This is a genomic window from Woronichinia naegeliana WA131 (genome assembly GCA_025370055.1).
GTDB lineage: Bacteria > Cyanobacteriota > Cyanobacteriia > Cyanobacteriales > Microcystaceae > Woronichinia > Woronichinia naegeliana.
In genome coordinates this window covers 5,636,289-5,656,022 of sequence record CP073041.1, presented here as the reverse complement: position 1 = coordinate 5,656,022, position 19,734 = coordinate 5,636,289, and the positions used below count along the sequence as shown (strand labels likewise).

General features: G+C 41.3%; 21 protein-coding genes and 2 pseudogenes. 12 read left to right on the top strand and 11 right to left on the bottom strand.

What is annotated here, in order from left to right:
* The first annotated feature begins 29 nt into the window (after positions 1 to 29).
* The 8 genes and pseudogenes from KA717_28590 (at position 30) to KA717_28555 (ending at position 5,198) form a co-directional block, all read left to right on the top strand.
* Complete coding sequence (locus tag KA717_28590) at positions 30 to 998, top strand: hypothetical protein (GenBank protein UXE59678.1); 969 nt, start codon at positions 30 to 32, stop codon at positions 996 to 998.
* Between the two features lie 312 nt (positions 999 to 1,310).
* A complete protein-coding gene (locus KA717_28585) occupies positions 1,311 to 1,526 on the top strand; it encodes a hypothetical protein (protein ID UXE59677.1) in 216 nt (71 codons plus the stop codon).
* Between the two features lie 94 nt (positions 1,527 to 1,620).
* Positions 1,621 to 2,244: a hypothetical protein gene (locus KA717_28580; protein ID UXE59676.1), complete on the top strand. Its 624-nt coding sequence runs from the start codon at positions 1,621 to 1,623 to the stop codon at positions 2,242 to 2,244.
* Between the two features lie 112 nt (positions 2,245 to 2,356).
* Positions 2,357 to 3,694, top strand: a pseudogene (locus KA717_28575) (IS5 family transposase).
* Positions 3,695 to 4,241: 547 nt separating this feature from the next.
* On the top strand, positions 4,242 to 4,394 hold the full coding sequence (locus tag KA717_28570; GenBank protein ID UXE59675.1) for a hypothetical protein: 153 nt from the start codon (positions 4,242 to 4,244) through the stop codon (positions 4,392 to 4,394).
* Positions 4,395 to 4,439: 45 nt separating this feature from the next.
* Complete coding sequence (locus tag KA717_28565) at positions 4,440 to 4,610, top strand: hypothetical protein (protein UXE59674.1); 171 nt, start codon at positions 4,440 to 4,442, stop codon at positions 4,608 to 4,610.
* Positions 4,611 to 4,629: 19 nt separating this feature from the next.
* Positions 4,630 to 4,896 carry a hypothetical protein gene (locus tag KA717_28560; protein UXE59673.1) on the top strand — a complete coding sequence of 89 codons (267 nt, stop codon included), beginning with the start codon at positions 4,630 to 4,632 and terminating at the stop codon, positions 4,894 to 4,896.
* Positions 4,897 to 4,982: 86 nt separating this feature from the next.
* Positions 4,983 to 5,198: a hypothetical protein gene (locus tag KA717_28555; GenBank protein ID UXE59672.1), complete on the top strand. Its 216-nt coding sequence runs from the start codon at positions 4,983 to 4,985 to the stop codon at positions 5,196 to 5,198.
* Between the two features lie 68 nt (positions 5,199 to 5,266).
* On the opposite strand, the gene KA717_28550 is transcribed toward KA717_28555, so the two are convergent.
* Positions 5,267 to 6,622 carry an ISNCY family transposase gene (locus tag KA717_28550; GenBank protein UXE59671.1) on the bottom strand — a complete coding sequence of 452 codons (1,356 nt, stop codon included), beginning with the start codon at positions 6,620 to 6,622 and terminating at the stop codon, positions 5,267 to 5,269.
* A 162-nt stretch (positions 6,623 to 6,784) separates the two neighbouring features.
* Between KA717_28550 and KA717_28545 the strand changes: the two genes are divergently transcribed.
* Complete coding sequence (locus tag KA717_28545) at positions 6,785 to 6,943, top strand: hypothetical protein (protein ID UXE59670.1); 159 nt, start codon at positions 6,785 to 6,787, stop codon at positions 6,941 to 6,943.
* A 3-nt stretch (positions 6,944 to 6,946) separates the two neighbouring features.
* Here KA717_28545 and KA717_28540 read toward each other — a convergent pair whose 3' ends face one another.
* Both KA717_28540 and KA717_28535 read right to left on the bottom strand, forming a co-directional pair.
* On the bottom strand, positions 6,947 to 7,468 hold the full coding sequence (locus tag KA717_28540) for a hypothetical protein (protein ID UXE59669.1): 522 nt from the start codon (positions 7,466 to 7,468) through the stop codon (positions 6,947 to 6,949).
* Positions 7,469 to 7,565: 97 nt separating this feature from the next.
* Complete coding sequence (locus KA717_28535) at positions 7,566 to 7,781, bottom strand: hypothetical protein (GenBank protein ID UXE59668.1); 216 nt, start codon at positions 7,779 to 7,781, stop codon at positions 7,566 to 7,568.
* 132 nt (positions 7,782 to 7,913) lie between these two features.
* On the opposite strand from KA717_28535, the pseudogene KA717_28530 reads away from it, so the two are divergent.
* Positions 7,914 to 9,251, top strand: a pseudogene (locus KA717_28530) (IS5 family transposase).
* Between the two features lie 226 nt (positions 9,252 to 9,477).
* Here the strand turns inward: KA717_28530 and KA717_28525 are convergent.
* From KA717_28525 to KA717_28510, 4 genes are all read right to left on the bottom strand, one after another.
* Complete coding sequence (locus tag KA717_28525) at positions 9,478 to 9,768, bottom strand: hypothetical protein (GenBank protein ID UXE59667.1); 291 nt, start codon at positions 9,766 to 9,768, stop codon at positions 9,478 to 9,480.
* Between the two features lie 809 nt (positions 9,769 to 10,577).
* Complete coding sequence (locus KA717_28520) at positions 10,578 to 11,129, bottom strand: transcriptional repressor (GenBank protein UXE64803.1); 552 nt, start codon at positions 11,127 to 11,129, stop codon at positions 10,578 to 10,580.
* Between the two features lie 201 nt (positions 11,130 to 11,330).
* On the bottom strand, positions 11,331 to 12,266 hold the full coding sequence (gene dacB, locus KA717_28515; protein UXE59666.1) for a D-alanyl-D-alanine carboxypeptidase/D-alanyl-D-alanine-endopeptidase: 936 nt from the start codon (positions 12,264 to 12,266) through the stop codon (positions 11,331 to 11,333).
* Positions 12,267 to 12,407: 141 nt separating this feature from the next.
* Positions 12,408 to 14,123, bottom strand: a complete 1,716-nt coding sequence (locus tag KA717_28510) for a diflavin flavoprotein (GenBank protein ID UXE59665.1) — start codon at positions 14,121 to 14,123, stop codon at positions 12,408 to 12,410.
* A gap of 183 nt (positions 14,124 to 14,306) precedes the next feature.
* On the opposite strand from KA717_28510, the gene KA717_28505 reads away from it, so the two are divergent.
* Positions 14,307 to 15,188, top strand: coding sequence for a M23 family metallopeptidase (locus KA717_28505; GenBank protein ID UXE59664.1), 882 nt, complete (start codon positions 14,307 to 14,309; stop codon positions 15,186 to 15,188).
* Between the two features lie 36 nt (positions 15,189 to 15,224).
* Here the strand turns inward: KA717_28505 and KA717_28500 are convergent, their stop codons facing one another.
* Positions 15,225 to 16,658 carry an LCP family protein gene (locus tag KA717_28500; protein ID UXE59663.1) on the bottom strand — a complete coding sequence of 478 codons (1,434 nt, stop codon included), beginning with the start codon at positions 16,656 to 16,658 and terminating at the stop codon, positions 15,225 to 15,227.
* A gap of 198 nt (positions 16,659 to 16,856) precedes the next feature.
* On the opposite strand from KA717_28500, the gene KA717_28495 reads away from it, so the two are divergent.
* Positions 16,857 to 18,935: a PatA/PatG family cyanobactin maturation protease gene (locus tag KA717_28495; protein ID UXE59662.1), complete on the top strand. Its 2,079-nt coding sequence runs from the start codon at positions 16,857 to 16,859 to the stop codon at positions 18,933 to 18,935.
* A gap of 122 nt (positions 18,936 to 19,057) precedes the next feature.
* On the opposite strand, the gene KA717_28490 is transcribed toward KA717_28495, so the two are convergent.
* The 3 genes from KA717_28490 to KA717_28480 all read right to left on the bottom strand — a co-directional run bounded on the left by KA717_28490 (position 19,058) and on the right by KA717_28480 (position 19,717).
* Complete coding sequence (locus KA717_28490) at positions 19,058 to 19,213, bottom strand: anacyclamide/piricyclamide family prenylated cyclic peptide (GenBank protein ID UXE59661.1); 156 nt, start codon at positions 19,211 to 19,213, stop codon at positions 19,058 to 19,060.
* 38 nt (positions 19,214 to 19,251) lie between these two features.
* Positions 19,252 to 19,455 (bottom strand): cyanobactin biosynthesis PatC/TenC/TruC family protein, encoded by a 204-nt coding sequence (locus KA717_28485; GenBank protein UXE59660.1) that lies wholly within the window; start codon positions 19,453 to 19,455, stop codon positions 19,252 to 19,254.
* A 70-nt stretch (positions 19,456 to 19,525) separates the two neighbouring features.
* Entirely contained in the window at positions 19,526 to 19,717 is a 192-nt protein-coding gene (locus KA717_28480) for a cyanobactin biosynthesis system PatB/AcyB/McaB family protein (GenBank protein UXE59659.1), read from the bottom strand.
* Positions 19,718 to 19,734 lie beyond the last annotated feature (17 nt).

The window sequence follows — 19,734 nt, the reverse complement described above, 5'->3', positions numbered from 1 at the left end:
AAACAGAACGGCTATTCACAGGAGTATCTATGAAAAAGTTAGTTTGTCCGTTTGCCGTTGGTCTTAGTGCGGCGTTACTTGTGGGTCAATTATCAGCCCAGGCACAGACTGGTTCTATTGAATTTAAGGTTGTTCCACCTCCCCCTGCTTCATCACCAAAGGATCCTTGTGCAGATAAGGTTAAACGCGCTGAAAACTTACCTTTGTCTTATTTTAGACAATCTGAAGCAGTAGTCAAATTGCTAGATGACATTAAAACGGCAGCATCTCTTTCGTGTACAACTATTCAACAAGTCTCAAAAGATAGTGTCATTCTTTATGGCCCTGATGTTGAGAAAAATACATTAAAGCAAATTCTAGCTTTGCTCGATCTTCCTCGTCCTGGTATCAATATGCAGATGTGGGGAATTCAGCTATCTAGTCAAAATGCCACTGCGATGGCTGAGGCAATGGCAAAGATCAATAGAGAAATAGACAAAAAGCGTGAGCTAATGCAAGATTCGTACAAGCAAATTGAGGAAGATGTTAAAACCCTTAAGCCAGAAACTAGCTTTCAACAAGCAATTAATGATCTTGGTTATGATGAGTTATTAAAGAACAATCGTCCCTTATCTCTGACAGATATTTTGCTCCGTTTCCTAGCCACTGAGGATCGGCAGTCCGTTGCCGACATCGCAAATAAGAAGCAATTTAAAAAGTTGTTTATAAATTACTGTGGAGATGATAGTGATTGTCTAAATAAGCTGAATGAAAACCCGCCATTTCATCGTTTTTTGGCTGCACGTGGCCTTATCTATAAAAATGAAAAATGGTCTTTAAGTACAGACAAAACAGAGCTTAAAAGGACAGCTCAAGATCGCTTAGAACGGAGATTAGCTCTGCTTAATTTTGCCTTACAATATCGGCTATCCCAGGAAGACCCCAATTTTAGTGGACGGAAACTTCAAGCATCAGCAGATAAATTTAATGATGTTTTACAAAATGCAATTAAGGACTAGGGCGTGTCATCAATCAGGGCAAACGCATCAAAATTCTAGACTCTTTATTTGACAAGCCTTTTAGCATTTCATAAAAAATCAATAATGATTGCTGAAACCTTTACCTAGCCTATCATTCAAAAATAAGATGCGTTTGCCCTGATTGATGACCAGCAATTCCAAATTCAAAACTTGATAGCTCTGAAAACCTTACACCAAGAGGACTTTACAATTCTTGACAATTTGGTGAATCGCTGAAACGACGCAAAATCGTTCTGAATTTATTTTTGCTGATTGATGACACGCCCTAGAAAATTAAAAATCAGCCGAAAAATGGCAAGTCAATGGAGAGAAAGATGGATAGCAGGACAGAAAAGTGAAATAGAAATAACAGAAAGAATCAAAGATGCTGAACGTAGTGGAGCACCCGCCAAGTTTAAACGCGAACAAATCTTGAAGTTGTTCAAATTAGCCTGTGATGACCCAAAGAATTATGGGCACTGGTATCGTCTGATCAAAGTTGGAAAAAGTTATGGTGTAAGGCTTTGAGAAAATAGAAAAATAGTTTAAGACTAGACATCGGCCCGTTTTTATTATACTATTATTATTGTCATTATATCAAAGAAAAAGGAAACAGAAAACAATGTCAATATTAAAGAAAAGCTCTATGAAAATCCTGAATGATGTTGGCTTGTGCCAAGAGAAAGAGGATGCCTTATTCAAGAAAAACTGTCCTCATTGCTATAGTGAAAATGTAAAAATACATTCTCATTATCAAACGAAAGGTAACGGGGAACGTAAAATGTTCATTTGTCAAGAATGTAGTTCTTGTTTTGCTGAGACTTATGGTAGCGTAATCGCTGGCTTAGAAACCCCATTAAGTGAAATTGTAAAAGTATTAAAAGCCAGAATGGAAGGAATAGGATTAAATGCAGCAGCCCGAGTATTCGGCTACGCGAAAACAACAATATTGAATTGGGAAAAGAAATTATCAGGATTACAAGAGACATTATTTTTATACGCCTTAGTAAATGAATTTGTTAAATTAGTAATAGAAGGGGATGAACTATACACAAAAGTTGGAAAAAATAAAGAAGCAAGTGCCTCTGAGGGGTGGACAATCGTGCTCATGGACAGGGCTAGCCGCTTTATTTGGCATTTAAAATGTGGTCGAAAAGAGCAGAAATTATTTCTAGAAGCAATGATGACGGTAGCGGAATTATTTGAAAGGAGTGCAGAATCTCTCCAGTTATTTAGGGCTTGCTGAAAAAAGCTGAAACCTTTACGGAGAAAAATAGTAGGCGAATTAAGAACCGCTAGAATGCACGAAAATAGGGTAGAATGCCTCAAAACCATTGCATTAAGAAGAGAGAAAGCAGATGTACCGAAAGCAACAGTACTCAATTGAAACACCAGAAAACTTGAAAAATCTGTTCGGCGGGCAGTTAGACGAAGAAAATCGTTGGATAGAAATGTCAAAAATGATTCTTTGGGAAGAATATGAGGAAGAATATGCAAAAAACTTCACAGAAAAAAAAGGAGCCCCAGCCAAATCATTTAGAATGGCATTAGGAGCATTAATTATCAAAGAAATTTCAGGAAAAAGTGACAGAGAAACAGTAGAACAAATAAAAGAGAACCCTTATTTACAGTACTTTATAGGAATGGAAAGCTATAGTAGCAAAGAAGCATTTAATGCGTCAATGATGGTTCATTTTCGTAAAAAAATAGGAATGGAATTAATAAATAAAATTAATAAAGAAATAGAAAAAAAAGCGACGGGTGTAGCGTCAGAAAAAAAAGAAAATGAAGGAAAGTTATTGTTAGATGCGACTTGTACACCAGCAGATATAAAATATCCAACGGATATAGGAATATTGAATGATGCCAGAGAAAAAACAGAAAAAATAATAGATAAGCTGTATGAAGAAATAAAAGAGAAAAGGAAAGAAAAGCCGAGGACTTATAGGGAAGTGGCAAGAAAAGAGTACTTAGCCATAGCAAAAAAACGTCGTGTGTCAAAAAAAGAAAGAAGAAAAGGAACAAAAAAACAACTAGGATATATAAAAAGAAACTTGTCTGATATAGAAAAAATGATAGAAGAGGGAGCAAAGTTAGAAAAACTAACGAAAAAAGAGCAAGAAGAGCTTGTAACGATAGGAAAAGTGTATGAGCAACAGTTAGAAATGTATGAAAAAAAGACAAATAAAGTAGAAAACAGAATTGTGAGTGTAAGCCAACCTCACGTGCGTCCAATAGTGCGTGGAAAAGCGGGAAAAGCAGTAGAGTTTGGAGCTAAAATATCGGCAAGTAATGTGAATGGCTTTGTCTTCTTAGACAAATTAAGTTGGGATAATTACAACGAATCGGGAGATTTACAAGCGCGAATAGAAGAATATAAAAGGGAAACAGGATGTTATCCGGAATCGGTTCATGTGGATAAAATCTATCGAACAAAAGCGAATCGAGCTTATTGTAAAGAAAGGGATATAAGAATGAGTGGTCCCCGATTGGGAAGACCGCCGAAAGAGGTGAGCAAAGAAAAAAAGAAAGAGGCACGCTCAGATGAAAGAGTGCGTAATGCCATTGAGGGTAAATTCGGACAGGGAAAGAGGAAATTTAGTCTTGGTCGAGTGATGGCCAAACTACCTGAGACCTCGGAAACGGTAATTGCGATGAACTTTTTGGTAATGAATCTTTCTACTCTACTTCAGAAGACAAAAAGTAAAAAGTTGTAGAGTCGTTTTTCTTGTGAAAAATGGTGTTAATTTTCCTCTCTTTTGTGAGGAGTGATTTGTGTTGACCTTTTTAGACAGAAAGGAACAATAGATTAAACAAAATCTGTATTTTGATTTGTTTCCATAAGGATAAGTTATCTATGCTTTTTCAGTCCATACTTCCCTAACCCACATTTCTTTCGTTTTTTGACTTTTTCAGCAAGCCCTATTTACAGATGGAGAAAAGCGATATAGTCAACTGCCATTTGATATTTGTCACGAAGTATTAAGGACTGGAAAGCGAGGTCGTCCCACCAAAGTATTACCGAAGGGTCTTGTAGTAAGACTAAAAAATAAGAGTAGTAAACGTCGAGATTCTGAGGGTAAACTAAAGAAAGTAGAAACTCCGAAACCAGAACATCCAGAGACAACAGAAAAACCAGAAGAAAAGGACGTCCATGCCAACCACGTTGAGGCATTTAATAGTGCTATCCGACGCTATTTAGCCGCCTTTCGTCGTCGTACAAATACTTATGCTAAATCGGTTGTGGGATTACAGCGAGTCCTAGATATTTTCTGGATGGTTCATAACTTTGTTCGCAGCCATTTTACGACTAGAGAAGTTCCTGCTGTAGCTCTCGGTATAATTGAAAAGGGGTTAACTTGGGAGGACTTACTCCAAATTCGCCTGATTTCTTGAACCTCTCGTATTGCAACGTTTGTAGCTTCTAGCTAGACGATACCAGTGCCGAATTATGAGCGTCCGATAAGTCACTGGACAGGACGAGAATTAGCCGAGGAATTAGTAAAGCAAGGAATAGTGGAAAGTATATCTCCTCGACAGGTAGGAAGATTATGGGAAGAAGCAGATATTAAACCCCATCAGTCAGGATACTGGCTGAATCCCCCCCCCTGACCCAAATTTTGGGGAAAAAGTGAATGATATCTGCCAAGCCTATGAGAGTGCAATTTTAGGAGAGGAAAAGGGAGAAAAGACTATTTCTCTAGATGAAATGACGGGAATTCAAGCATTAGAGCGGAAAGCACCAGACCTTCCGATGTCTCAGGGGAAGATTCAATGTCGAGAATTTGAATATATTCGTCACGGCACTCAAACGTTAATAGCCAGTTTTGATGTGGCGGAACTGGTATCGTCTGATCAAAGTTGGAAAAAGTTATGGTGTAAGGCTTTGAGAAAATAGGAAAATAGTTTAAGACTAGACATCGGCCCGTTTTTATTATACTATTATTATTGTCATTATATCAAAGAAGAAGGAAACAGAAAACAATGTCAACATTAAAGAAAAGCTCTATGGAAATCCTGAATGATGTTGGCTTGTGCCAAGATAAAGAGGATGCCTTATTCAAGAAAAACTGTCCTCATTGCTATAGTGAAAACGTAAAAATACATTCTCATTATCAAACGAAAGGTAACGGGGAACGTAAAATGTTCATTTGTCAAGAATGTAGTTCTTGTTTCAGCAATTCCAAATTCAGAATGTAGTCAAAAATACAAAAGGCTCGATGTATTTACTGGCAAGGGTTTTGCTATGAAAATTGCCAATTAATCAACTAGGAAGAATTCGAGACAGCGAGAGAAACTGAGTCATCAAGCATAAAATCTAAAAGATGATGCCAGCTTTCAAAGAACAGATATTTGGTCAAAGAGAGAATATCTTGAAAGAATCCCTTACGAGTGCCGCGTTGGACGCGAATTCTCTGGTAACGTTCATCAACCAAACCTAAAACCGTGTGCAAGAGAAAAGCCAGCAAATTCAGGGTAAGCAAAACAGAGGCGAGGTGTTGTTTACCATGCCCAAAATTATGCTCTAAGTGATAGCCTCGATTTTTGAGAATATTGTGATTCTCGTTCTCAGTACGCCAACGAGTCCGTCCAGCACGACAGACATCAAGAACGATGTGAGGGGTGAGAAAATGATTGGTAATCCAACTATTGTGATAAAGAAGTTGAGCATCGGATTCGCGGTGGATTTTTAGCTCACACCAGTTAACCAACAAAGCAGGCTGTTGGTCTCGCAGGGGAATCTGATTGAGATAACGGCAGTGCCAAATCTCGAAATACTTCCCATTCCAACGTCGGTGTTGAGTGGTTTTGACTTCTCCATTAGTTTCTAAATAGTTTAACCATTCATAGAGTGTGGGATGAGAAGTCGGTAAACAGACGAAGATAAAGTTGAAATCGTGGTCGAGACAGTGCTGACAAGTGGGCTGACGACTGTACAAGTCATCCCCTAGCAGAGTTATCTTCTGTCCCGCAAACAGACTAGCATGGTTACTTATCCAACGTTTCGCCGCATTTTGCTCACAATCTTGCTTTTCAGAACCGTCTTGAGGGGTAATAAATTCAGGGGGTAAGGAAAAAACTGATTCATGGTCTGGGGAAACAATCACGGGCAATAATGCCTGATGGAAGTAGGTGACTTTTCCCTGTTTTGACGTTTTGGTTGAACAGCATGGACAATTTACTTTTTCCGAACTGTAGTAATTTGTCCCATCCATTGCTACTAGAAGATTTCCCCTCAATATTTCATAGGCTTTCAAGAATCCCATGCTCCTCAATGCTTGGTAAATTAACCCAAACAAAGGGAATAGACTACTCGCTGCTACCCCATCCACAATGTTGCGAATCTGTTCTACTGTTGGTATTTTTTCTAGTCCAAACAAGCTCTGAGCATTATCTCGCCCACAACGGCTGTTAAGCTGACGTTGGTACTCTAAAAATGACTCATTTTGCATAAAAAAGGCGGCAAATGCCCCCAGTATCGCCTCTCTTAGACTATATTTCGTTGCATTACTAACCGAACGGGGGTCATCTATCTTCCCAATGACCTCGTTTAAACAGTGAACGATTCCGTCAAAACTTAGGTCGTTTACTTCCATCTTTCTCTCTGCAAAATCAGTAGACACTTTTCTCTTTATTCATAACTTCCTATAGGTCAAAGTTTTTCTGTCTCTATTTATACCATTTGAATTTGGAATTGCTGTTCTTGTTTTGCTGAGACTTATGGTAGCGTAATCGCTGGCTTAGAAACCCCATTAAGTGAAATTGTAAAAGTATTAAAAGCCAGAATGGAAGGAATAGGATTAAATGCAGCAGCCCGAGTATTCGGCTACGCGAAAACAACAATATTGAATTGGGAAAAGAAATTATCAGGATTACAAGAGACATTATTTTTATACGCCTTAGTGACTGGACAGTGGGAAGTTTATGGATGCCAGATAAGGTAATGACTATGCGACGAAAGTAAGCATATCAGGGCTTGGGGAAGAGGCAAGTTTAGCGGTAAGGAATTTAGGCAAAAGCAGACTGGGTGGACTTTGAGGAAAAATCATTTGGGCTTGATGTTGAAGGGCTAGTTGAGCAATCCGTTCACTAGGGTAGCCATAGGATGGTAATGTCCGAAACCATCGAGGAAAATTAGCCCAAATCCCCTGGGGTAACTCTAAGGCGAGAATTTGAAGTAGCCCTAAAGCAATGGCATTAAGGTTAACAAAACGCTCAAAGGCTTCTACCTTGTTTAAAATCTGAGTCTGAACAGCTTGTGGATAGTCACTGAGGATAAGATTGCTGGGCCAGGTAGGTAAAGTAGGAAGACTCTTAAGCCAAAAACGATAGGCAAAGCTGCCCAAAAGATGGACTAATTGACGAAAAGTGACTTCAATCTTCAATCGGAGACCGTAAGCGGCAATAATCTTAGGTCCAGTCAAACAGAGATCAGTAGAAAGCAGAATCAGTCGTCGTCCGTTAGGCAATTGGGTCAGAACAAACTTGACGAGCTGATGGGGACTATCCCAGTGGAACTCAAAGCACTGATAAGAAACCGTGACTTGTTGACCATAGAGCCAGACTTTAGCTGTCGGAAAGTCCGCCGCCAGAGCGAACAGCTTTTCTAGTTTTATCTTTTATCGAACTCCCCCAAATCCGTGGTCGTCCTCTCCCCGTCAGCGTCGGCACGGAACAAAAGGGGGCATAGGCGACGGTGGAGCAACGCACTCTTGTGATTAGATGCAAGGCGTTCTGGCGAAAACTTTTGAGCACTGGTTCGCAAGCAAAATAAGCATCCAAAATTACATAGGGCTTGCTGAAAAAAGCTGAAACCTTTACGGAGAAAAATAGTAGGCGAATTAAGAACCGCTAGAATGCACGAAAATAGGGTAGAATGCCTCAAAACCATTGCATTAAGAAGAGAGAAAGCAGATGTACCGAAAGCAAAAGTACTCAATTGAAACACCAGAAAACTTGAAAAATCTGTTCGGCGGGCAGTTAGACGAAGAAAATCGTTGGATAGAAATGTCAAAAATGATTCTTTGGGAAGAATATGAGGAAGAATATGCAAAAAACTTCACAGAAAAAAAAGGAGCCCCAGCCAAATCATTTAGAATGGCATTAGGAGCATTAATTATCAAAGAAATTTCAGGAAAAAGTGACAGAGAAACAGTAGAACAAATAAAAGAGAACCCTTATTTACAGTACTTTATAGGAATGGAAAGCTATAGTAGCAAAGAAGCATTTAATGCGTCAATGATGGTTCATTTTCGTAAAAAAATAGGAATGGAATTAATAAATAAAATTAATAAAGAAATAGAAAAAAAAGCGACGGGTGTAGCATCAGAAAAAAAAGAAAATGAAGGAAAGTTATTGTTAGATGCGACTTGTACACCAGCAGATATAAAATATCCAACGGATATAGGAATATTGAATGATGCCAGAGAAAAAACAGAAAAAATAATAGATAAGCTGTATGAAGAAATAAAAGAGAAAAGGAAAGAAAAGCCGAGGACTTATAGGGAAGTGGCAAGAAAAGAGTACTTAGCCATAGCAAAAAAACGTCGTGTGTCAAAAAAAGCAAGAAGAAAAGGAACAAAAAAACAACTAGGATATATAAAAAGAAACTTGTCTGATATAGAAAAAATGATAGAAGAGGGAGCAAAGTTAGAAAAACTAACGAAAAAAGAGCAAGAAGAGCTTGTAACGATAGGAAAAGTGTATGAGCAACAGTTAGAAATGTATGAAAAAAAGACAAATAAAGTAGAAAACAGAATTGTGAGTGTAAGCCAACCTCACGTGCGTCCAATAGTGCGTGGAAAAGCGGGAAAAGCAGTAGAGTTTGGAGCTAAAATATCGGCAAGTAATGTGAATGGCTTTGTCTTCTTAGACAAATTAAGTTGGGATAATTACAACGAATCGGGAGATTTACAAGCGCGAATAGAAGAATATAAAAGGGAAACAGGATGTTATCCGGAATCGGTTCATGTGGATAAAATCTATCGAACAAAAGCGAATCGAGCTTATTGTAAAGAAAGGGATATAAGAATGAGTGGTCCCCGATTGGGAAGACCGCCGAAAGAGGTGAGCAAAGAAAAAAAGAAAGAGGCACGCTCAGATGAAAGAGTGCGTAATGCCATTGAGGGTAAATTCGGACAGGGAAAGAGGAAATTTAGTCTTGGTCGAGTGATGGCCAAACTACCTGAGACCTCGGAAACGGTAATTGCGATGAACTTTTTGGTAATGAATCTTTCTACTCTACTTCAGAAGACAAAAAGTAAAAAGTTGTAGAGTCGTTTTTCTTGTGAAAAATGGTGTTAATTTTCCTCTCTTTTGTGAGGAGTGATTTGTGTTGACCTTTTTAGACAGAAAGGAACAATAGATTAAACAAAATCTGTATTTTGATTTGTTTCCATAAGGATAAGTTATCTATGCTTTTTCAGTCCATACTTCCCTAACCCACATTTCTTTCGTTTTTTGACTTTTTCAGCAAGCCCTAAGTAACACAAAGGTCAGCCATTTTTGTCACCAGGCTCGTCTTCACCTTTTTTTTGCCTTTTCCCTCCCCCTTCTCGGTTGCTTTGGACTTGATGCCATCGTCTAGCCGCAACACTAAGGGCAAGGCAAAGCAGGCTTTCCCTACTCCCACCAAAATACTCAAGGCATTGAAGTAATGACCCCTTATCCACTCTGGCTTGGACACATCTTCCGATTCTTGGTGTAGTCGTTTTACACCTGGCATCTTGCGTCCTTCTTTCCCCACTTTGATGCCATCACCCACATACACCCGTTTCCCTTTAATTCTGTATAGACTTTCATGCTGACTTAGCCACTTTGACCATTGTAAAGTTAGTCCTTCGACCCTAAACGCCTTGGAATCAAACCAATGTAGAGCCTGATTGTAGTAGCTCTCTGTTCAGCCAATGGCATTGACATAGCTAGTTATTGCGCTGGGTTGGCTGTTGAGCACTACTCCCCAGACTAACAGGATAAACCATTGGAACGTTGCTTCTCGGCTAAAGGCTGGACGGAGATTATTGAGGATTCAGGGCGAACGCATCTTATTTTTGAAAGGTAGGTTGGATAAGGGTTTCCGAGATCATGATTGATTTTTTTATGGAACGCTGAAAGTCTTATCAGATAAGGAGTCTAGAATTTAGATGCGTTTGCCCTGATTGAGGATTTGCTCTAGTCGCTGACATAGTTGCATAATTGATAGATAGCACTGGCTATCGATTTTCTTATATCAGCCAGTTTCGGACATAACGGCACTCTTTTGTATCGGATGTCCGATTTTCTTTTCTCCACTTACACGCCTCGAGAACTTCCCACTGTCCAGTTACTGAAACGAGGAAATTTTCTCAGTCAAGATGATTTAAGAACGCAAATTCTTGAATTCATCGACTATTTTAACCGCACTATGGCGAAGCCCTTTCGATGGACGTATCGGGGGAAGGTTTTGGCTGCTTAAATTTTATAGCACCTAAACTTACGCCTTGGACTACTAGACTTGTTCGTATTAATTAAAATTCTTGTTGCCAAGTACGGAATGTGGGTTTTTAGATAGTGAACAACATATTTCCTAAGTACTTTGACTCATTGCAAATCAGGGAGGCTCCCCGGTGGTTCACCGGCTTCTTGTCCATCAATATGTCCTTTGGAGATGGTACGGGTACAACACCAGTTACTGGGTAAAGCGGACGGCCAACCCATACGGATCGCCTCAGGACAGATAGTCGTTACTGTCAATTGACAATCGATCAATTGAAATCCTTCTTTTTCACATTGCTTGAGACTATGCTTTAAAATCGAGTCATTTTTAAATTCAATGGTGCGATTACATTGAACGCAGACAATATGATGGTGATGATGGGGATAGGGTTGTTGAAGTTCGTAATGCTTATGACCTTCAGCCAGTTCTAATTCTCGTAAAATACCCATACGAGACATTAACTTGACACTACGGTAAATGGTGGACAGACTAATTCCCTCACCCTGTTTTTCCATTAACTCATGTAGCTCTTCTGCGCTCAGATGGTTACCTTTGGGTAGATTCTGAAAAATTGTGAGAATTTTTTCCCGTTGTGGAGTCAATCGCCAGCCTCTGGCATTTAATTCTGCTTTGAGAGAATTAGCAGTATGGGGCATCGTCAAAAGGTAAGGAACTAGGTTTACAACCCATCATAGTCGCTGTGACTTCCCATTTGCAATAACCTAAGCTAATTGACAATTCCTACTTGAATATTTATCTCAACAAGCCAAAAACCCAGTAAGTTTTCTTGGTACTAACCTTGAAAAACTACTGTTGTTTGAACTGTCTAGAATTAAACCATTAGCTTAAGTTTGCACTTAATTGCACTGATTCATCATATTTAATTGCACAACAATCTGGTCAATGGCATGAACCAAAGAAGTGCCAGGGCGACGGGAATCATTAGCCAAAATACTAAACACTAGAGTTCCATAGGTAGAGTTGTTAATATAGCCAGAAAGGGCCCGCACCCCTGTTAAGGTTCCTGTTTTGGCATAAACGTTGCCCTGGGCAGGAGTAGAACGCATCCGTCGCGTTAGGGTGCCATTCATGCCAGCAACGGGAAGGGAAGCCACGAATAGTTCTCCTTGGGGAGAAGAATACATCGCTCGCAGAGTATCAACCAAGGCACGAGGAGTCGTAGTGTTGGCACGGGAAAGACCAGAGCCATCTGCTAATCGGAAGGATCTGGGATCGACTCCCAGTTGGGTTAAAGTCGCTTTGGCTGCACCCGGCCCGCCAATATAGCGCATTAAGGTATCAGCATAACCATTATGACTGCGCTTGTTGGTCACCATTACCCACTGTTGCAGGGAGACATTGGATTTGATCGGGGTGTCGGGACTTAAGCGTTGTAGAGCGGCGGCGGTAGTAAAAATCTTGTTATTGGAGGCGGGAATAAAGTTGCGATCGCCGTTGTGATTGTAAAGAATTTTCCCGTCCTGTAGGGTTTCCACGAGAATGCCCCAGCGATTAGCAGTATCAGAGCCAATAATACGGCGAACAATCGGATCTAAGGTAGCAGGACAGGTTCCTTGATAGATGGGAGAGCCAAAATTACCAAAATTATCATTATTATTGGGCGTTTCCTCCATTTCTGGCGCATCAACCCCAATGGGGATCGACTGTTGCCCCTGAAAATAATCGACACTTGCCGTTGGATAAGCCTCGTTAGCAACGCTGGGGGAAGTCCAGGCAAGACTGGTGGCAGCAAGAATTGCTAGGGGGGTAAACCATTGACTTGTTTTTTTCATGGGCGTTTTCGGGTAAATTTTTATGACCTCGCGTCAAGTTTTGTAAACTGAAGTTTAAATCTGCCAAGTTTCTAGAATTTTAGCAGGCTGTTGAAGAAATGGTCACTTTATTTTTCGGCACAGTCACACAGGGGCTAAACGCTAATAATAGCTACCAGATTTACGATGATGAACGGCGGTTAATCCTTCGTTGAGGACTTTACCACACGCAATCGTGACATAAATAATCCAGTGATCGCCGCACTCCATCCGGTTTTGGACAGTACATTCTAGATAGGCTAAAGCTTCCTTGAGAATTGGCGCGCCATTATCTGCTGTTTCTGTTTCAACGCCCACAAAGCGATCTTCTCCAGGGGCGAAGGGTTTCAGAAAATGTTTCATTAAACTGAGGTGTTTTCCCTCTGGCAGAATATTGAGAACAAAATGACTATGGTTATAGAGCAGGGATTCGATCGCCCGTTCCTTGGCAACGGCAATGGTCAATCCGGGGGGAGTAAAGGTGGCTTGAGCAACCCAGGAGGCCAACATCGCGCCTTTCACTTCTCCCTGACTAGTGGTGACAATACAAAGAGATCCCACAATGCGACCGAGTGCTTGTTCCGTTCTCGCTGACTGGGATTCACTAACCGAGGCTTTGGGTTGACGCGATCGCTGAACTTTTTTGAGAGCCTGGGCAAAATCCGTTCCAGCCTCTTCACAGAGTTTAAGGGTTTGTTCCGTTGGTTTAAACTTGACCCGGATCGTTTCAAACCCAAAACGGTAGCCCGCATCTCGAAATTTATTTTCCAGTAGATCGATCGCCTCTCCACTCCAGCCAAAGGAGCCAAAGACCCCACACAGTTGACTTTTTTCCGCATTAGCGAGGGTAATTCCCAGAGCCGTTTGGATCGGTGTTGGAGCGTGGCCGCCTAAGGTCGGAGAGCCAAAAATAAAGCCTGCGGATTGGGAAATGGCGGATTTGATCTCTTCTGACTCTGTAATTTCAGCATTGATAGACTCCACACTCACCCCCGCCTTGGTAATCCCACGAGCGATCGCCTGGGCCAAAGTAGCCGTATTACCATAGGCCGACGCATAGATCAGCGCGACCGAGAGATCTTTTGACTGTTGCTCTTGTAGCCACTGACGATAGGCATTCGTTAATTCCTGCAAGCCATATTTGACCAGGGGGCCATGGCCTGGGGCATAGAGATGGGCTATCTTACTCCCTAACTTATCCAGGGCATTGGTAACTTGTTTGGCCGAAGGAGCTAACAAACAATCAAAATAGTAGCGTCGGTCTTCGTTATAAACAGTCCAACCTTCATCCAAGACTTGATCCCCACAGACATGAGCCCCAAATAATTTATCTGTGAATAAAATCTCAGTTTGGGGATCATAGGTACAGAGTTGATCGGGAAAACGGGGGTTAGGAGTGGGAATAAATTCAAGCTGATGGCCTTGACCTAGATCGAGGCGATCTTCCCCTTTAATGATTTTGATTTTATAGGGTTGCTCTTCTAATAATTTTTCCAGGGATTGGGCCGCTGGATTAGAACAAACTAGCGTTAGGTGAGGGGCAAGGGATAATAAAGCTTTGATGGTAACGGCTCGGTTTGGGTTGATATGGCCCAAAATCAGATAATCTAATTGCTGAAGATCCCATCGAGACTGGAGAGCCTGAAGAAAAATTTCACTAAAAGATTCCCCTGGCGGATCAAAAAGAGCTAACTTTTCGGCTTCTATCAAAAAAGCATTGGCGGTGGTTCCTCGCTGTAGTCCATACTCAATTTCAAACTTTAATCGCTCCCAAGTCCGCGATCGCAGCACAAAAGTTTGGGGAGCAAGGGGAAATACCTGAACATCTTTGGCTTTCATAGGGGGATGGATCTTTGAGTAACATCATCTCCCCTCTATCATATTTCCTGTTGCCAAACATTGAATTGTTAACCTTGGAAAAGACTAAAGATTTGCTATAACCAAATGTGAACATTGGCATTGACAGAAGTAAATGTTAAATTGCAAAACTCTATGATTTTATCTTTGCTGGCCAACCTGAGAATGACAAAAAGCTCCTTTGGGGTAGGGAAATATATTCTAGGACAATTCAGTTTATGGCTTTATTTCTGCATAGGAACCACTCTCACCCTTGCTCAATCTCCCAACCTTTCTCAAAATTGTCCTACTCCGGCTCTTTCTCGCTTGCAACGCCATCGTCTTGGGGCGGGAGAAACCCTGGCCAGCCTTGCCCAAAAATATCATCTTGTCCCCGAAACCCTCAGTAGTCTTAATCCCCAACTCAAAAAGGGTAAAGCCCCCGTTGGAACTGTCATTTTAATTCCGCCTTTTAATGGTATTCGCATTGAAGTGCCCCAGGGAGCCACCTGGCAAGATGTAGCCAAAGCCTACGGAATTCGTGCTGATATTCTTTTTGAAGTCAATGGTTGTACCCAAAAACCTAAAGTTGTTTTTATTCCAGGCGTGGTTTGGACTGCCAGTGAAAAAAAACCAGTGGATACCTATACCGGCCTAACCCATTATCCGCTTCCTCATCCGGCCAAAATTGGTCTGGACTACGGTTGGCAATCCCATTCACCCGGCCAACAAACTTTTTTTCACAGTGGTATTGACTTGTTGGCCCCAGAAGGCACACCAGTGCTAGCCGCTGCATCAGGGACAGTGCTTCTAGTTAGTAAAGAAGGCCCCTATGGTTTTCTGGTTGTCATCGATCATGGCAATGGACGACAAACTCGTTATGCCCAACTCAGTCAATTTCAAGCTGAAGCTGGACAAATCGTACAATCTGGACAAGTCATTGGTTACGTCGGTATATCCGGCCGCCCAGATATTCCTGAAACTCATGTGCATTTTGAGGTTCGTTTCCAGTCTCCAGTGGGTTGGGTCGCTCAAGATCCCAAATTACATCTACCTGCAAATCATTAAATATGTATGTCATGCCTGCTAGTGACAGGATAATCTTTAATTTCCCTGTTGCGTCCGCTCAACCCAATCTTGTCCCACTTGGATAGTGACATCGGAAACTAAATAGCCATTGCTATCCACTAACACTTCCCCTATACCAAGACTGGCTCTTACCTGAGAAGCCCCCAAATCATTGCCATTAGGAGCCACAATTCGAGTTGTCGCTAAGGGTTGTCGCCAATGTTCAACCACATAAACCCGCCGATAACCTACTTCGTTCAAAGTTCGTACCAAGGATTGGACGGCAGCAGGATTATTTGCGCTGTCTTGGATCGCAATGCGTAATTTGCTCGGATCTTGCTCCGGTTCTGAAGCGACCGTTTCTGGGTTGTCAAGACTGGAAGTAGCTGAGGGGGAACCTCCAAAATATTGAGCGACTAGGGTCTGGATTTTAGCAGCATCAGGCAACCAATAACTGGTTTCGGTGCGACCGTTACTATTAAAGTTGCCCGGTAACATCAACATTTGCACATTACTACGCTGCGTTTGGGCTGCAAATCCGGCGATCGCAATTAATTCTTCAAGATTAACATTGGTATCAATATGAGATTGGACAATTGAGAGGACATCAGGAATTTTCAGTAAAGTTTGCGGCTTGAGAGCTTGTTCAATAATGGCGCGACTGACCATTTGTTGCCGTTGAATCCGTCCAATGTCTCCCAATTGATCGTGACGAAAACGAAGTAGTTGTAGCGTTTTATTGCCGTCCAGATGTTGTTGTCCTTCCTGAAGATTGATATAAAGATGTTGGCTATCGTCCTGATACTTCATATTTTTAGGAACATAGACTGTTACTCCACCGAGGGCATCTACCAACTTTTCCACTGCCTGCACATTAACCCGCACATAGCGATCAATTGGTACATCTCCTAAAAGATGACTCACAGTTTCCGCCGCGAGGGATGGCCCACCATAGACATTAGCTTCATTGATTTTTTGTAATCCATGCCCCTCAATTTCGACCTGGGTATCACGAGGAAGAGAAACAACCGTCAGTTTTTCCTTTTCAGGGTCAAGACGGATCAGCATCATCGTATCGGTCAGCCCACTCAGTGAATTAACCAACGCTTGATATCCCAAGGTTTTAGCCGAATTGTCTCCCACGTCGGAAGTTAGAACCTTTGTTCCGAGAACAAGAATATTAATGGGACGACTGAGTTGAGGGAGATTGAGGCTTTGATAGGAAATAGTCTTAGCTTTATTAAAAACAGCGGACTGGGCGGGGGTTAGTTTCGACTGTCCTAGGGGAATGGAGGCCATCGAAAAAGCAAGCAATGCACCTGCGGTGGCAGAGAGAAGGGCGATCGCCGTTAAACCGAGCGTAGTCAGAACCCAGTTCCCTTTCTGTTTTTGGGGAGAATGCTTAGAGGATTTTCGTTTAGAGGAAGAGGGCCGAGAAGAACGCTTAGTCGGAGAAGTTGGGAAAACCACAAAAAAACCCTCACACCGTAATTCAAAAAATCTAACGTTATGGCGTAACCTTAATTAGTTTAAGATACACCAAGATAATCGAGTCTGAATGACTCTTGTCTCAAAAGCTCACCGGAACCCGTCACGAGAGATTCCCACTCCCTGTATAATTCAGTTTCAGGCTAAACTTTAACCTTAATCCAAAATTTGAAAGTTACAATGCCAGATTTAATTACTATTCCTGGAATTCCCGAACTTTGGAAAAAGACCAAAGGCGACCCGCGTATTAAAATTGCCATTCTCGACGGTGCGGCCGATTTAGATCGCGCTTGTTTTCGAGGCGCAAATATTAGCCAATTTAAACCCTACTGGGCTGAAGATATTGAACTCAATGACGAGTATTATCATTATCTGAAATTAGCAACGGATTTTAATCAGGAACAAAAAGCTAAAAAAGAGCAAGATCCTGATCACGACAAAGAGGAAGCTAAAAAAGAAAGGGACGCTTTTTTTGAACATTTTCCTGAGCCGATTCGCGCCCGCATTGATTTTTCTAGTCATGCCACCCATATCGCCAGCACGATTTTAGGACAACACGGTTCTCCTGTGGAAGGCATTGCTCCCGATTGCACTGCTATTAATATTCCGATTACCTTTGCTGACAACAATTTTATTTCTTTCGTCAATCTTACCCACGCGATTAACGAAGCCTTAAAAGCAGAGGTTAATATTATTCATATTGCCGCTTGTCATCCCACTCAATCAGGCATGGCTCAGGAAATTTTTGCCCGTGCCGTTAAACAATGCCAAGACAGTAATATTTTAATTATTGCGCCTGGGGGAAATGATAAGGGTGAATGTTGGTGTATTCCTGCGATTTTACCCGATGTTTTAACGGTGGGAGCGATGCGTGATGATGGTCAACCCTTTAAGTTTAGTAATTATGGTGGTGACTATCAAGATAAAGGAGTCATGGCTAATGGGGAAAATATTTTAGGAGCAACCCCAGGCACTGATGAACCTATCAGAGAAAAAGGAACCAGTTGCGCGGCTCCAATTGTGACGGGAATTTCGGCTTTATTAATGAGTTTGCAATTGCAACGAGGGGAAAAACCCAATGCGGAAAAAGTGCGACAAGCGATTTTAAAGAGTGCCATTCCCTGTGACCCAAAACAAGTTGAAGAACCCGAACGTTGTTTATTAGGTAAGCTGAATATTCCAGGTGCTTACCAGTTACTCACAGACAAAAGTTTAGCGATTATTGAAAGCCCTAACATTATTCCTTCAACAATTAATGCTCCTAGTAATCGTGTTAGTCCTCTTAAAAGAACAGAAAATTTTGTTAATAATTCGTTAGTAACGGTAGGCGATGTAATTCCTAGTAATCATTCTGCGACTGTAGCGATCGCTTCTATTACGGTTAGTGAAACTATTCAAGGAATTACGGCGAGTTCGGACTCTAAACGGGTTTATGTTTTGGGGACAATTGGTTATGATTTCGGTAGTGAAGCTCGACGGGATAGTTTTAAACAGTTAATGCCTGCGGTGGAAATTGACGGTACAACAATTCCAGCCAATCCCTACGATGCTCGTCAATTGGTGAATTACTTAGCAGAAAATCCCTCGGAACATAAATCCTTAATCTGGACAATTAATCAAGAACTAAATCCGATTTATGTCATTGAGGTTAAAGGGGGATTTGCAAGTGATATTTATGAAATGTTGCAATTAATGTTAGCAGGTCAATTAGAACCTGAAGACAGCGATAATTTTATTGAACGAGTTAGTATTCCAGGACAACTAACAGATAAAAAGATTGAACTTTTCTCTGGTCAAGAAGTCCCTGTTATTACGGTCAACAATACGCGGGGAATGTACGGCTGGAAGGTTAACGGTTTAGTGGATGCGGCATTACAAATTCTTTCGGAGGAACTGGTTGATGAGAATGAAATTAAAATGCGAAGAAGCCTGAGTAGTTTCCTGAAACGAGTTTATTTTGATCTGCAAAACTTAGGACAAACTGCCAAGGATCGCGCTCTGAATTTTGCGGCAACCAATGCTTTTCAAGCGGCTTCTAGTTTTGCTCAGGCGATCGCTACGGGCATGGAATTAGACACCATTGAAGTGGAAAAAAGTCCTTTCTGCCGTATTAATAGCGATTGTTGGGATATCAAACTAAAATTCTTTGATCCTGATCGCGGTTTAAGAGCTAAAAAAGTCTATTTATTTACCATTGATGTCAGTTATCTGATTCCTGTCACCTTGGGAGAAGTTCGTTCCTGGTCTGTCCGTAAATAAATACAAAAAAAGCGATCGCCGATTAATTGATAGTTGATAATGAACAGTTAATAATTATCCATTGTCAATTATCCATTAAAACAGCGATCGCTCTTTTGAATATTCAATCGTGACAAATAGGATTACTCCGCATCATCCCCTGCAAAGGGAAAACATTGACGAGTTGCAATGTCGCAATGGGTAGAGGCCGTAACTGCAAAAGATTGATCGGAAACAACCGCGATCGCAGAACGTTGAACGGGAGCAGTCAATTTAGGCAGAAGTTTACTGGTTTTCATGTTGTCGAAAATTCCTTGAAAATTGGATCAGACAATTATCACCAAATTCTACCACGACGAAACGGGGGATCAACTTCAGGTAGTTTTGCCCGTTCTTTTGTGACCTGGTGCGCCCAAAACCCATAATCAGAAAGTCCCGTTGTCAAAGTATCCTGTTGGAATTTATATTTGACAGGTTTTTTCTTTTCAGGGCGATCGCCACTGGTTTTAGGCGTAGTTTCTGTTTTTTTCTCGGTAGTCATAATTAAAATTAGCTCCTATTTATTATTATATTTGCCCCCCTTTTTAAGGGGGGTTAGGGGGGATCAAACCCTAAAAAGCACATCGACAACCCGACGACTTAAGTTGCTGATAACTGCGATTGGCAAAAGCCGCAGGATCATTATAATTCGCACCGTGCAATAACTTCATGCGAATACTCAGCAACTCATCCACCGTACCGTGAATGACATCAACAGAACGATGGGGATAAATCACATCAGGTCTTTTAACTGGCGGAGACAAAACAGGTAATCTCATAA

Bases quoted from the DNA above. Each gene is read 5' to 3' on its own strand.
- KA717_28520 (UXE64803.1), bottom strand. From the start codon at position 11,129: ATGCCCCATACTGCTAATTCTCTCAAAGCAGAATTAAATGCCAGAGGC.
- KA717_28485 (UXE59660.1), bottom strand. From the start codon at position 19,455: ATGACTACCGAGAAAAAAACAGAAACTACGCCTAAAACCAGTGGCGAT.
- KA717_28580 (UXE59676.1), top strand. From the start codon at position 1,621: ATGTCAATATTAAAGAAAAGCTCTATGAAAATCCTGAATGATGTTGGC.
- KA717_28510 (UXE59665.1), bottom strand. From the start codon at position 14,123: ATGAAAGCCAAAGATGTTCAGGTATTTCCCCTTGCTCCCCAAACTTTT.
- KA717_28585 (UXE59677.1), top strand. From the start codon at position 1,311: ATGGCAAGTCAATGGAGAGAAAGATGGATAGCAGGACAGAAAAGTGAA.
- KA717_28555 (UXE59672.1), top strand. From the start codon at position 4,983: ATGTCAACATTAAAGAAAAGCTCTATGGAAATCCTGAATGATGTTGGC.
- dacB (UXE59666.1), bottom strand. From the start codon at position 12,266: ATGAAAAAAACAAGTCAATGGTTTACCCCCCTAGCAATTCTTGCTGCC.
- KA717_28505 (UXE59664.1), top strand. From the start codon at position 14,307: ATGACAAAAAGCTCCTTTGGGGTAGGGAAATATATTCTAGGACAATTC.
- KA717_28545 (UXE59670.1), top strand. From the start codon at position 6,785: ATGGAAGGAATAGGATTAAATGCAGCAGCCCGAGTATTCGGCTACGCG.
- KA717_28490 (UXE59661.1), bottom strand. From the start codon at position 19,213: ATGAAAACCAGTAAACTTCTGCCTAAATTGACTGCTCCCGTTCAACGT.
- KA717_28495 (UXE59662.1), top strand. From the start codon at position 16,857: ATGCCAGATTTAATTACTATTCCTGGAATTCCCGAACTTTGGAAAAAG.
- KA717_28590 (UXE59678.1), top strand. From the start codon at position 30: ATGAAAAAGTTAGTTTGTCCGTTTGCCGTTGGTCTTAGTGCGGCGTTA.